Annotated in this window: 10 protein-coding genes; 6 read left to right on the forward strand and 4 right to left on the reverse strand. The window is 65.1% G+C overall.

The genetic code is table 11. The features are described from left to right. Positions 1-24: 24 nt before the first annotated feature. From R3D65_RS12030 to R3D65_RS12045, 4 genes are all read left to right on the forward strand, one after another. Positions 25-603: a hemerythrin domain-containing protein gene (locus tag R3D65_RS12030; RefSeq protein ID WP_371275456.1), complete on the forward strand. Its 579-nt coding sequence runs from the start codon at positions 25-27 to the stop codon at positions 601-603. Between the two features lie 66 nt (positions 604-669). Continuing rightward, positions 670-2,343, forward strand: a complete 1,674-nt coding sequence (locus R3D65_RS12035) for an NAD+ synthase (RefSeq protein WP_371275457.1) — start codon at positions 670-672, stop codon at positions 2,341-2,343. A gap of 96 nt (positions 2,344-2,439) precedes the next feature. Next, positions 2,440-3,681, forward strand: coding sequence for an MFS transporter (locus R3D65_RS12040; protein ID WP_371275458.1), 1,242 nt, complete (start codon positions 2,440-2,442; stop codon positions 3,679-3,681). A 40-nt stretch (positions 3,682-3,721) separates the two neighbouring features. Then, complete coding sequence (locus R3D65_RS12045) at positions 3,722-5,095, forward strand: glutamate--tRNA ligase (protein WP_371275459.1); 1,374 nt, start codon at positions 3,722-3,724, stop codon at positions 5,093-5,095. Here the strand turns inward: R3D65_RS12045 and R3D65_RS12050 are convergent. The 4 genes from R3D65_RS12050 to dgcA all read right to left on the reverse strand — a co-directional run bounded on the left by R3D65_RS12050 (position 5,013) and on the right by dgcA (position 10,619). Next, a complete protein-coding gene (locus tag R3D65_RS12050; protein WP_371275460.1) occupies positions 5,013-6,161 on the reverse strand; it encodes a DUF2865 domain-containing protein in 1,149 nt (382 codons plus the stop codon). The two genes, R3D65_RS12045 and R3D65_RS12050, sit on opposite strands and share 83 nt — an antisense overlap. Positions 6,162-6,277: 116 nt before the next feature. Further along, on the reverse strand, positions 6,278-8,590 hold the full coding sequence (locus R3D65_RS12055) for an NADP-dependent malic enzyme (RefSeq protein WP_371275461.1): 2,313 nt from the start codon (positions 8,588-8,590) through the stop codon (positions 6,278-6,280). Positions 8,591-8,788: 198 nt separating this feature from the next. Continuing rightward, a complete protein-coding gene (locus tag R3D65_RS12060; protein ID WP_371275462.1) occupies positions 8,789-9,568 on the reverse strand; it encodes an SDR family oxidoreductase in 780 nt (259 codons plus the stop codon). A gap of 67 nt (positions 9,569-9,635) precedes the next feature. Further along, entirely contained in the window at positions 9,636-10,619 is a 984-nt protein-coding gene (gene dgcA, locus R3D65_RS12065) for an N-acetyl-D-Glu racemase DgcA (protein WP_371275463.1), read from the reverse strand. Positions 10,620-10,695: 76 nt separating this feature from the next. Here dgcA and R3D65_RS12070 point away from each other — a divergent pair, with 76 nt between their 5' ends. Next, entirely contained in the window at positions 10,696-11,877 is a 1,182-nt protein-coding gene (locus R3D65_RS12070; RefSeq protein WP_371275577.1) for an ABC transporter permease, read from the forward strand. A 7-nt stretch (positions 11,878-11,884) separates the two neighbouring features. Next, positions 11,885-12,709, forward strand: coding sequence for an ABC transporter ATP-binding protein (locus tag R3D65_RS12075; protein ID WP_371275464.1), 825 nt, complete (start codon positions 11,885-11,887; stop codon positions 12,707-12,709). Position 12,710: the final 1 nt, after the last annotated feature.

Here is a 12,710-nt window from a genome sequence, read left to right on the forward strand (position 1 = left end):
CCGGAGACCTTGCGGAAATCAGGCATGAACGACACGGCACTTGAAACGCGCGGCGGACTGCCCGCCGACCTGACCGAACTCTTGCGGCTTTATCCGCGCGAGGCGTGGCAGGGGCATGAAAACCTGGGCGGAATGGCGCAATTCTGGCTCCAGCGCCATGGCATGTTCCGCGATCTGGGAGCCGCGCTGAACGAGGCTGTCGCCGGCTGGCGCGATGAGCGAATCGAAACAGGGGCTTTCGTCCAGTTCTTCGTGCCGCGCCTGAACTTCTTTCTCGGCCAGCTCGAAGGCCATCACCAGATCGAGGATCATCACTATTTCCCCGTTTTCAGGCGCGCCGAACCGCGCCTCGACCGGGGCTTCGACATTCTCGACAGCGATCACCATGTGATTCATGCAGCGCTGCAATCCAATGCCGATGCAGCGAACGCCCTCCTGCAAGCGATGCAGGCGGGTGGCGACCAGTTGAAACGGGCCGGCGAGGCCTATGCCGGCGAAAGCGGACAGCTTGTCGCCATGCTGATGCGGCATCTGGACGATGAGGAAGACCTGATCATCCCGGTCATCCTGGATCAGGGCGAGCGAGCCATCGGCATCGACTGAGGCCAGGGTGCCGCATTGCAACCGGACGGATTGCCTATCCGGGAAACGCGGGCTAAGCCTTTCGCCATGACAGAGACACCCGATACACTCCGCATTGCCGTCGCCCAGCTCAACCCCACCGTGGGCGATATCTCCGGAAACCTTCAGCTTGCCCGCGCGGCGCGAGCCGACGCGCGCCGGCATGGCGCCGACCTGGTGCTGTTTCCCGAACTCTTCATCGCAGGATATCCGCCGGAGGACCTGGTTCTCAAGCCGGCTTTCGTGGATGCCTGCGAGCGGGCCATGCGCGACCTGGCCAGCGAAACGGATGACGGCGGGCCCGGTGTGGTGATCGGCCTGCCGCTCAGGCGCGAGACCGGCTTGCACAATTCGGTCGTTTTGCTGGACGGCGGAGCGGTGAAGGCGGAGCGCCACAAGGTGGATTTGCCCAATTACGGCGAGTTCGACGAAAAGCGCGTGTTTCAGCCCGGGCCCATGCCGGGGCCTGTGAATTTTCGCGGCGTACGCCTCGGCCTGCCGGTATGCGAGGATATCTGGGGCGATCTCGGCGTCTGCGAAACGCTTGCCGAAAGCGGGGCGGAGATCCTGCTGGTGCCCAACGGCTCGCCCTATTACCGCGGCAAGGTCGACGTGCGCCACCAGGTTGTGATCCGCCAGGTGATCGAAAGCGGCTTGCCGATCCTCTATGCCAATTTCTGCGGCGGTCAGGACGAACTCGTTTTCGATGGCGCCAGCTTCGGAATCCAGGCTGACAAGTCGCTGGCTTTCCAGATGAGCCAGTTCGAGGCGCAGGTCATGGTGACGACCTGGAAGCGCGAGGGCGAAGGCTGGCGCTGCGAGCGCGGTCCCATGTCGCGCATTCCCGACCGGGAAGAGGCCGATTACCGGGCCTGCATGCTGGGCTTGCGCGACTATGTCGACAAGAACGGGTTCAAGAACGTCGTACTGGGGCTTTCGGGAGGCATCGATTCGGCGATCTGCGCGGCGCTGGCGGTGGATTCGCTGGGCGAGGAGCGGGTGCATTGCATCATGCTGCCCTACCGCTATACATCGGAGGAATCGCTGGCCGATGCGCAAGCCTGCGCGCGCGCGCTCGGCTGCCGCTACGACATCGTGCCCATCGAGGCGCCGGTGCAGGGCTTCATGGCCTCGCTCTCCGACATGTTCGAAGGAACGAACGAGGGCGTGACGGAGGAAAACCTGCAAAGCCGCACGCGCGGCACCATCCTGATGGCGATCTCCAACAAGTTCGGCTCCATGGTCGTGACCACCGGCAACAAGAGCGAGATGAGTGTTGGCTATGCCACGCTCTATGGCGACATGAACGGCGGCTTCAACCCGATCAAGGACCTCTACAAGATGCAGGTCTATGCGCTGTCGCGCTGGCGCAACGGTCATGTGCCGCCCACCGCGCTCGGACCGACCGGCATCGTCATCCCGCAGAACATCATCGACAAGGCACCGTCGGCGGAACTCAGGCCCGACCAGACCGACCAGGATTCGCTGCCGCCCTATCCGGTTCTGGACGACATCCTGGAATGTCTCGTGGAGCACGAGATGGGCGTGGACGCGATCGTCGCACGCGGCCATGACCGGGCGCTGGTGCATCGCATCGAGCACCTGCTCTACATTGCCGAATACAAGCGGCGCCAATCGGCGCCGGGCGTGAAGATCACGCGCAAGAATTTCGGCCGCGACCGGCGCTATCCGATCACCAACCGATTCCGCGACCGGAGCTGACCGGCGCGGCCGGCTTCTGCGTCGCTTCGAAAAGATTGGTCCGAAATCCGCCTTTGCGCGCTATCGCCGCATGTCGCCGCGGGATATAGCGGGAGCATGGACATTCTTTCCTTTCTCGCCCGCAATATCCGCTGGATCGGCGGTTGTTTCCTGCTCACCTTCTTTTCCTCCTTCGGCCAGACCTTCTTCATCTCGCTCTCGGCCGGCGACATCCGGGCTGAATACGGCCTGAGCCATGGCGGTTTCGGCACGCTCTACATGGGCGCGACGCTGGCCAGTGCGCTGACATTGCCCTGGCTCGGCCGCATCGTGGACCGCTACGGTCCGGCGCAGGTGGCGCTCATCATCATGCCGGCGCTGGCGGCCGCGGCACTTTCAATGGCCTTTTCCACCCATATCGCGCTGCTCTTCGTCACGGTCTACATGCTGCGCCTGTTCGGCCAGGGGATGATGACGCAGAACGCGCTGACGGCGACGGGGCGCTGGTATGCCGCCAACAGGGGCCGGGCGGTGTCGCTCGTCAGTCTCGGCCACAATGCCGGCGAGGCCATTTTCCCGCTGCTCTTCGTGGCGGTGGCGGGCATGATCGGCTGGCGGATGAGCTGGGTGGCGGCGGCGGTGTTCCTGCTGGCTGTCGGGCTGCCGGCCATCTGGTCGCTGGTGCGGGTGGAGCGCCAGCCGCATTCCTCCGATCCCGTGATGCGCAAGCCGCAGGTGGCGGACTGGACGCGCGCGCAGGTGCTTCACGATCCCCTGTTCTGGTTGCTGCTGACCGGCGTCCTGGCGCCACCCTTCATCGGAACGACGGTGTTCTTCCACCAGGTCTATCTGGTGGAACTGCGTGGCTGGGCCATGACCGATTTCGCAGCCTCCTTCGCGGTCATGTCGGGCATGGTGATCGTCTTCTCGCTGATCTGCGGCGCGCTGATCGACCGCTATTCGGCGGTAGCGGTGCTGCCGAGCTTCCTGCTGCCGCTGGCCGGTGCCTGCTTCTTCCTTGGCGCTTTCGAAGGGGTCTGGAGCGCCTTCGTCTTCATGGCGCTGCTTGGCGTTTCCTACGGGTTTTCCGCCACGCTGTTCGGCGCGCTCTGGCCGGAAATCTACGGTGTGAAACATCTGGGCGCGGTTCGCTCGGTCATTGTCGCCTTCATGGTCTTTGCCACGGCCATGGGGCCTGGCCTGACCGGTTTCCTGATCGATCTGGGCGTGCCCTATCCGGCGCAGATCATGGCGATGGGCGTCTACAGCCTGTTTGCCGCGGGCATGCTGACAATGGTTTCGCGAAAGCTGGCGGCGCGAACCCGTGCGGCGCTTGATCTTGCCGACGGGCAAGGGTAGGCCGTCGCAATCCCGTCCTTCTTGCCAAGGTGCAGATACCATGACCGTTACCGTGCGTTTCGCTCCCTCGCCGACCGGCTACATCCATATCGGCAATGCACGTACCGCGTTGTTCAACTGGCTCTTTGCGCAACAGCAGGGCGGACGCTTCATCCTGCGCTTCGACGACACGGATACGGCGCGCTCCGAGCGGCGCTTTGCCGACCAGATCGAGGCGGATCTGGCCTGGCTCGGCATCAGGCCGGACAGCGTTGAGCGGCAATCGGAACGGGCCGGGGCGCATCACGCGGCGGCGGAAAAGCTGAAGGCGGCCGGTTTGCTCTATCCGTGCTACGAGACGACGGAGGAACTGGACCGGCGGCGCAAGATCCGGCTGTCACGCCGCCTGCCGCCGGTCTATGGCCGCGAGGCGCTGAAGCTGACGGACGCGCAAAAGGCTGCGTTCGAGGGCGAGGGGCGCAAGCCGCATTGGCGGTTTCTCCTGCCCAATCACGATGGCGATCCCTTCGCCACGAAGCGCACCGAGGTGCATTGGGACGACATCATCCGCGGGCCGCAAACGGTCGACCTGGCCTCCATGTCGGATCCTGTTCTGATCCGCGAGGACGGCAGCTATCTCTATACGCTGCCATCGGTGGCCGACGACATTGCGATGGGCGTGACCCATATCATTCGCGGCGACGACCATGTCACCAATACGGGCGCGCAAATCGCGCTGTTCGAGGCGCTGGGCGCTGCCGCGCCTGCCTTCGGGCACCACAACCTGCTGACGACGGCCAGCGGGGAGGGGCTATCCAAGCGCACCGGCGCGCTGTCCGTTCACCAACTGGCCGGAAACGGCTATGAACCGATGGCGGTCAACGCGCTTGCCGTGCTGATCGGCACATCCGGCGCGGTGCATGCCGTGCCTGACATGGCGACGCTGGTGGACAGTTTCGACATTGCCAGCGCATCGAAGTCGGCTGCGAAATTCGACCCTTCGGAACTGGACACGCTCAATGCCGCGCTGGTGCATGACTCGCGTTTCGAGGCCGTGCGGGACCGGCTGGCAAACCTCGGCATAGCGGGGGACAAGGCGGAGGATTTCTGGCTGGCGGTGCGCGGCAACATCGCGCGTGTCGACGAGGCGGCCGATTGGTGGCGTGTGGTGACCCAAGGGCCGGACACTGCCGAAACCGTCGGACCGGACGACCTCGATTTCGTGCGCACTTCCTTCGGCATGCTGCCGCCGGAGCCATGGGACGGGACCACCTGGAAGACGTGGACGGATGCGGTGAAGCAGGCAACGGGCAGAAAGGGCCGCACGCTCTTCATGCCGCTGCGCATCGCGATTACCGGACGGCGTTCCGGCCCGGAGCTTTCAGATCTATTGCCTCTTCTGGGTCGGGAAGAAACGTTGGCCCGACGACCCTGATCCGGCGTTTCGTCTCGTCATCATCCGTACCGGGCTCCTTTCCCAACAGGCTGCGCAGGCTTTCCTCCGTCAGGCCGCCCGCGGCATTGGCCGCCGTTTCGGGATCTGCTGCCGGGTCCGGTCGCGGCCGGGGAACGGGCATGGCCGGCGTATCAGTCTCCGGCTCCTGCCGGGTTTCACCGCCACCAATGACGGCATAGTTTTTCGCCGGTTTGCAGGCGCATCCGCCGGGCCGTTTGAAGCCGGGATCGCGGTAGGCGAAGGCGGCCGGCAGGGCCGTATAGGGTTCGCCGGAAAGCGAGACCATGTCCTCGGGTTCCTCGATGCCGCTGCGATGGGCGTAGAGGCGGACATCCACGCCCGGGCACATGGCCTGGCATGCATCCTGATCGCGATAGAAGAATTCCGGCGTGGTGGAAAACGACATCGGGAAGTAATAGCCGTCGCAGGTGCGAACGCAGAGCGTGCGGTAGGTGCCGCCGTCGAAAGACCCCGAAAGACCGGGTTCCAGGACGGTGACGGAGCTGTTTCCGCCGTCCTCGCGCGGTTCGAACAGGCGCTTGCGCAGTTCGAAATCGCGTCTGGCTGTGGCAATGGAATCGGGGAGGCGGCGAACCACGCGCTGCTTCGGCGCTTCGCGGCAGCGATTGGCGCGGATGCCGGCGAGGATGCGCCGGCGCTCGGCTGCCAGCGACCCGCGTCCGGCGCCCTGAAGCTGGCGCTCCAGCTTTGCCAGATTGGCCCGCATGGAGCGGATGGACCCGGTGATGACGGCGCAACGGCCTGCCTCGTCCCTTTGCAGGCGGACGACGGAACCGTCGCATCCCATCTGGCGGGCGCGCCGTTGCGCGATGCGCATCTGCCGCTTCTGTTCACCGATCGCCACGCGATAGCGCCGCGCCATTGCCGGTTCACGGCTGCTGTCATCGGTGAGGGCGGCCAGGCGTGCTTCCAGCCTTTGGCAAAGCGGGCTCGCCGCCCCGGCGGGCGCCGGGATGACGGCGAGAATGCCGATGGCCAGCATGGCTGCCGCTATCGGGCCGGTCAAAGGCGAGGTCGAACGCACGGGCCGCTCCCTGCCGGCCTGGACGATGGCCGGTGTCGTCCGGCCATCCTGACCGGACTAGGTTAATCGCTGCTTTCAGCCTCGCCGGCAAATCGGGCGAAATCAGGCCGGGGCGCCTATTCGGCGGCCTCGACCATGTCGCGCGCCGGCTGGGAAGCCTCCACGACGGCAAGCGCAGTCATGTTGACGACGCCGCGCGAGGTGACCGACGGCGTCAGGATATGGGCCGGGCGCGCCGTTCCGAGCAGGATAGGGCCGACATGCAGGGCGTCCGTCATGGTCTTCACGGTCGTCAGCGTGATGTTGGCGGCGTCAAGGTCCGGGAAAACCAGAAGATTGGCTTCGCCGGAAAGCGAGGAATGGGGAAAGACACGCTGGCGCAGGATTTCGGACAGGGCGCTGTCGCCATGCATCTCGCCGTCGCATTCGAGATCGGGGGCGGCGCGGTGCAGGATTTCCGCGGCCTTGCGCATCTTCAGGGCGGAGTTCGAATCGCGGGATCCGAAATCGGAATGCGACAGAAGCGCGGCCTTGGGCTCGATGCCGAAGCGGCGGATTTCCTCGGCGGCCAGCAGCGTCATTTCCGCGACCTCCCCGGCGGTCGGATCAACGCTCACATAGGTGTCGGTAAAGAAGGTCACGCCACGTTGCGAGATCAGCATGGACAGGGCGGAATAATCCTCCACGCCTTCGCGAAGGCCGATGATCGAGCGGACCTGGCGCAGATGCCGCTCGAAACGGCCTTCCAGTCCGCAGATCATGGCGTCGGCCTCGCCCCGGGCCAGCGCGATGCAGGCGATGACGGTGTTGTTGGTGCGCACCAGCGTGCGGGCAGCCTCCACGGTGACGCCACGCCGGCCGGTGCGCGCGATCAGTTCATTGACGTAATCGCGGTAACGCGGATCGTCTTCCGGGTTGATGAGTTCGAAATCCGTGCCGGGCCGGATCTTCAGGCCAAAGCGTCCCAGGCGCCGCTCGACCACCTGGGGACGGCCGATCAGGATGGGCGTCGCTATGCCTTCCTCCAGCACGACCTGGGCGGCGCGCAGGACGCGCTCGTCCTCCCCCTCGGCATAGATGACGCGCTTGGCGGCTGCCTTCTTGGCGGCCGAGAAGACCGGCTTCATCACCAGGCCGGAGCGGAAGACGAAGCGGTTGAGCTTGTCGACATAGGCATCCATGTCCGTGATGGGCCGGGCGGCGACCCCGGTTTCGGCCGCCGCCCTGGCGACGGCAGGGGCAATGCGCAGGATCAGGCGCGGATCGAAGGGCGAGGGAATGAGGAATTCCGGCCCGAAGGTGGGCGTGTCGCCGGTATAGGCGCGGGCAGCGACGTCGGACACTTCCTCGCGGGCGAGCGCTGCAATGGCGCGCACGGCGGCGAGCTTCATCGCTTCGTTAATGGCGCGGGCACCACAATCCAGCGCGCCACGGAAGATGTAGGGGAAGCACAGGACATTGTTGACCTGGTTGGGGAAGTCCGAACGGCCGGTGCAGATCATGGCGTCCGGGCGGGCGGCGCGTGCCACGTCCGGCATGATTTCCGGCGTCGGATTGGCCAGAGCCATGATGAGCGGGCGCTCGGCCATGTCCTCAAGGTATTCCGGCTTCAGCACGCCTGCCGCCGACAGGCCGAGAAAGACGTCGGCACCGGGAATCACCTGGGCCAGCGTACGCATCGGCGTGTCCTTGCAATAGGGCTCCTTCCAGCGGTCCATTTCCTCGTGCCGGCCCCTGAAGGCGACGCCGTGGCGGTCGGTGATCCATATGTTGTCACGGCTGGCGCCCAGTTCGACAAGCAGGTTGAGGCAGGCAAGGGCGGCCGCGCCGGCGCCCGATGTCACGATCTTGACATCCGCCAGCCGCTTTCCTGCCAGTTCCAGTCCGTTGAGCACGGCGGCGGCCACGATGATGGCGGTACCATGCTGGTCATCATGGAAAACGGGAATGCCCATGCGTTCCTTCAGCGTCTCTTCCACCTCGAAGCATTCGGGGGCCTTGATATCCTCCAGGTTGATGCCGCCAAAGGTCGGTTCCAGCGCCTCGATGGTGCAGACCATCCGCTCCACGTCGGGCGCATCGATCTCGATGTCGAAGACATCGATGCCGGCGAATTTCTTGAACAGGACGGCCTTGCCTTCCATGACAGGCTTGGAGGCCAGCGGGCCGATATTGCCCAGCCCCAGAACGGCCGACCCGTTCGACACGACACCGACGAGGTTTGAGCGCGCGGTGTAGAGCGCGGCCTTGCCGGGATCGTCGCGGATGGCCAGACAGGGCGCTGCCACGCCCGGCGAATAGGCAAGCGCCAGGTCGCGCTGGTTGCCAAGTGGCTTGGTGGCCTGGATCTCCAGCTTTCCGGGGACAGGATACTGGTGGAAGAAGAGGGCATTCTCGTCGAGATCGCCCTTGTTGCTTGTGTTTTCCATGTGTTTTCTCCCCGAAATGCACTGGCCCGTCGGCTGTCTGAAGGCGCTGGCGAAGCGGCGCCAACGATGGCTGGCGCGGCAAGACCGCAGGCATGCCCTTGGGTCATTCTAAAACATGTGGCGAAACGGATTGCCAAGGAATTCAGCAATCTGTTTCGCCGTGTCCGGAAGGCAGGTCATGCCGGCGGCTGCGGCCGCTCAGAACGCGCTGGTATAGAGCCCGCCATCGACCAGGATGTTCTGGCCGGTGATGTAGCCGGCGTGGCTTGAACACAGGAAGGCGCAGACCTTGCCGAATTCCTCCGGATTGCCGAACCGGCGGGCCGGTATTTCGGCGGCCTGGGTGGCCGCGATGTCGTCCTCGCTGCGGCCTGTCCGCTGTGAAGCCATGCGAAACCCGCCGCGCAGGCGGTCGGTGTCCATCTTGCCGGGCAGCAGGTTGTTGATCGTCACGCCCTTGCCGGCCACGCCGCGCGACACGCCGGCCAGGAAGGACGTCAGGCCCGCGCGAGCGCCCGAGGACAGGTCCAGTCCCTCGATCGGCATGTAGACCGACAGCGAGGTGATGTTGACGATCCGGCCGAATCCGCGCCCGGCCATGCCATCCATCACGGACTGGATCAGTTCCAGCGGTGTGATCATGTTCTGGATGAGACCGTCGATCATGGCGCCGCGGTCCAGATCGCGGAAGTCCTTGCGCGGCGGGCCGCCATTGTTGTTGACGAGGATGTCCGGGTCGGGGCAGGCGTCGAGGACGGCCTTCTGGCCGTCCGGCGTCGAAATGTCGGCTGCAATGACATGAACGGTGGCGCCCGTCGCCTGGCGGATTTCGTCGGCGGTGGCATTCAGCGCCAGCTTGTCGCGGCCGTTCACGGTAATCTCGCAGCCGGCCTCGGCGAGCGCCCAGGCGCAGCCCTTGCCCAGCCCCCGGCTGGACGCGCAGACGATGGCCTTGCGGCCGGAAATGCCAAGATCCATGAAAGTCCTCCTGATGTCCTGTCCGGCGGTCAGCCTGACCATGGCCTTGCGTCCGGTATGATCTGCCCTATCCCCAGAGGGCGGGTTCGGGCGGCGATATGATGGAGCCGGAATAGCGCAACGGGTGGTGCCGGTCGCGGGCCAGCAGAAGCGGTCCGTCCAGATCCACGAATTCGGCTTCCTGGGCCAGCAGGACGGCCGGCGCCATGGCCAGGGACGTTCCCACCATGCATCCGACCATGACGGCAAAGCCCATTTCGTGGGCGGCATCGCGCAAATGCAGCGCCGCGGTCAGTCCGCCGGTCTTGTCGAGCTTGATGTTGATGGCGTCGTAAAGGCCGGCCAGGCCGGCGAGATCGTCTGCCGTATGGACGCTCTCGTCGGCGCAAATGGGAACGGGATGCGGAATCTCGCGCAGGAGTGCGTCCTGGCCGGCGGGAAGCGGCTGCTCGACGAGGATGGCGCGGTAGTGGGCGGCCGCCAGCATGTTTTCGCGGATATTGTCCTCGGTCCAGGCCTCGTTGGCATCGATGATGAAATGGGAATTGGGGGCGGCGGCAGCGACCGCGTGCAGGCGCTTGATGTCATCCTCGCCGCCCACCTTGACCTTGATGACATGGCGATGGGCGGCGGCGCGGGCACGGTCGGCCATGTCTTCCGGGTGGCCAAGCGAAACGGTATAGGCCGTTTCGACGGGGCGCGGCGGGAGCCGGCAGGCGCGCCTGTGTGCCGGAACGCCGGTCATCTTGGATTCCAGATCCCACAAGGCGCAATCCATGGCGTTGCGGGCTGCGCCGGGCCGCATGGCGGACATCAGGCCGGTGCGGTCGAGACCGCCGCTGACGGCATCGGCGATGGCCGCGATCTCGTCCATCACGCTCTCGACGGTCTCGCCATAGCGTCCATAGGGCACGCATTCGGCCCAGCCGGCCGCGCCGGCTTCCTCGACATGGACTGTGACCACGTCCGCATCGGTCTTCGATCCGCGGGAAATGGTGAACGTTCCGGCAATCGGAAAACGCTCCTGTGTGACGGAAAGTCTACGCGTCATGGTTTTCTTTCTTCGCGCTGCCCAACCTGCGCTCATGCCAAGTGACAAGGCCGGACACCGGCCCTACAACACTCCTATGTTGAACGAGGCGTCCGGGCAAGAAGTGAAGAATTCGAATGCGGGCCATCCTGCGGCTCCGGTCGTGGAGACCGTGCGGGAGGGCGGTGCGGTGCTCGTGCGCCTGAGCGGCGACTGGGTGACGCGCAGCGTCGGCACGGCCGACAGGGCCATGCGCCGGCTGGAGCGCGAGCAGAGCGATTCGCTGGTGATCGATCTTGCCGGTATCGGCCATCTCGACACGGCCGGCGCCTGGCTGGTCGAGCGGCTGGCGGCAGCGGCGCAGAAGAGCGGCAGGCCAGTCGAGATCACCGGCGCGCGGCGGGAATACGCCACGCTGCTGACCGCCGTGCGCGATGCGGCGGGCATCGAGCATCCGCCGGCGCGCCATGCGCGATTCGGCCTGCTCGGCCTGTTCGCAGGCGTCGGCGGTGTGGTCTTCCGGTTCGCGGAGCAGTTCATGCTCGCCATGCATATCCTGGGGGCGACGATCCGCGGCGCGCAGCTCAAGTTCGGCCGCGGCCATGCCATTTCACTGACCGCCATCGTTCACCAGCTGGACCGGGTCGGCGTCGGTGCGATCCCGATCGTCATGTTGATGTCGGGGATCGTGGGCGCGATCATCGCGCAGCAGGGTGCATTCCAGATGCGCTATTTCGGCACCGAGATTTTCGTGGTCAACCTGGTCTCCATCCTCGTGCTCCGCGAAATCGGCGTGCTGCTGACGGCCATCATGGTGGCCGGCCGTTCGGGCAGCGCGATCACGGCCGAAATCGGCTCCATGAAGATGCGCGAGGAAATCGACGCACTCACGGTGATCGGCCTCAATCCCATCGGCGTGCTGGTCTTTCCGCGCCTTGTTGCCCTCGTCATCGCCATGCCCTTGCTGACGGTTGCCGCCAATGCGGCAGCTCTTGGCGGTGCCATCATCACCGCCTGGTTCTATTCGGGCATCGAGCCGGAAACCTTCATCCAGCGCATGCATACCGGCATCGACCTGTCGACGATCTTTTCCGGCCTGATCAAGGCGCCTTTCATGGGACTGATCATCGGCGTCATCGCCGCCATGGAGGGCATGCGCGTGCAGGGCAGCGCCGAATCGCTCGGGCGGCAGGTCACGGCATCCGTGGTCAAGGCCATTTTCTGCGTCATTGTCGTGGACGGGCTGTTCGCCATGTTCTACGCCGCGATCGACTATTGAGGCGACGATGACGGCGGCTGCAAACGGGGGCAATGCAAAGGCCATGGCGCAAGGGGGCGAGGTGATCCTGAGCGCACGCGGCGTGACTGTCGGCTTTGGCGACAAGCTGGTGCTGGAGAACCTGGATCTGGATGTTCGACGCGGCGAAATCCTCGGTTTCGTCGGTGCCTCGGGTGCCGGCAAGTCGGTGCTGTTGCGCACCATCCTGGGCCTGAATTCCAAGCAGGCGGGTACGATAACGCTGTTCGGCCATGATCTCGACCGGCTGAACGAGGAAGAGCAGTTCGCCATCGATACCAACATGGGCGTGCTGTTCCAGCACGGCGCCCTGTTTTCCGCCCTGACGGTCAAGGAAAACATCCAGGTTCCGATGCGCGAATATCTCGATCTGCCCAGGCCGCTGATGGACGAACTGGCGCATCTGAAGATCGAGCTCGTCGGGCTGGCACCGGACGCGGCCGACAAGAAGCCGTCGGAACTGTCGGGCGGCATGATCAAGCGCGCCGCGCTGGCGCGTGCGCTGGCGCTGGACCCGGCCATCGTGTTTCTTGACGAGCCGACATCCGGTCTCGACCCGATCGGCGCGGCGGAGTTCGACGAACTGGTCGCCAACCTGCGCGACACGATGGGCCTGACGGTCTATATGGTGACCCACGATCTCGACAGCCTGTTCTCGGTCTGCGACCGGGTGGCGGTACTCGGCGACCGCAAGGTGCTGGTGGAGGGAACGGTTGAAAGCATGCTGGAAGTGGACCACCCTTGGGTGAAGGCCTATTTCCGGGGCAAGCGGGCACGCCAGATCGTGGCGCGGCCGGCAGGACAGGACGCCTGAG

The sequence above is a fragment of the Zhengella sp. genome, from assembly GCF_041397485.1.
GTDB lineage: Bacteria > Pseudomonadota > Alphaproteobacteria > Rhizobiales > Rhizobiaceae > Zhengella.

What these genes read in the sequence shown, in the direction of transcription:
- R3D65_RS12030 (WP_371275456.1), top strand. Translation starts at nt 25, where the DNA reads ATGAACGACACGGCACTTGAAACGCGCGGCGGACTGCCCGCCGACCTG.
- R3D65_RS12035 (WP_371275457.1), top strand. Translation starts at nt 670, where the DNA reads ATGACAGAGACACCCGATACACTCCGCATTGCCGTCGCCCAGCTCAAC.
- R3D65_RS12040 (WP_371275458.1), top strand. Translation starts at nt 2,440, where the DNA reads ATGGACATTCTTTCCTTTCTCGCCCGCAATATCCGCTGGATCGGCGGT.
- R3D65_RS12045 (WP_371275459.1), top strand. Translation starts at nt 3,722, where the DNA reads ATGACCGTTACCGTGCGTTTCGCTCCCTCGCCGACCGGCTACATCCAT.
- R3D65_RS12055 (WP_371275461.1), bottom strand. Translation starts at nt 8,590, where the DNA reads ATGGAAAACACAAGCAACAAGGGCGATCTCGACGAGAATGCCCTCTTC.
- R3D65_RS12060 (WP_371275462.1), bottom strand. Translation starts at nt 9,568, where the DNA reads ATGGATCTTGGCATTTCCGGCCGCAAGGCCATCGTCTGCGCGTCCAGC.
- dgcA (WP_371275463.1), bottom strand. Translation starts at nt 10,619, where the DNA reads ATGACGCGTAGACTTTCCGTCACACAGGAGCGTTTTCCGATTGCCGGA.
- R3D65_RS12070 (WP_371275577.1), top strand. Translation starts at nt 10,696, where the DNA reads ATGTTGAACGAGGCGTCCGGGCAAGAAGTGAAGAATTCGAATGCGGGC.
- R3D65_RS12075 (WP_371275464.1), top strand. Translation starts at nt 11,885, where the DNA reads ATGACGGCGGCTGCAAACGGGGGCAATGCAAAGGCCATGGCGCAAGGG.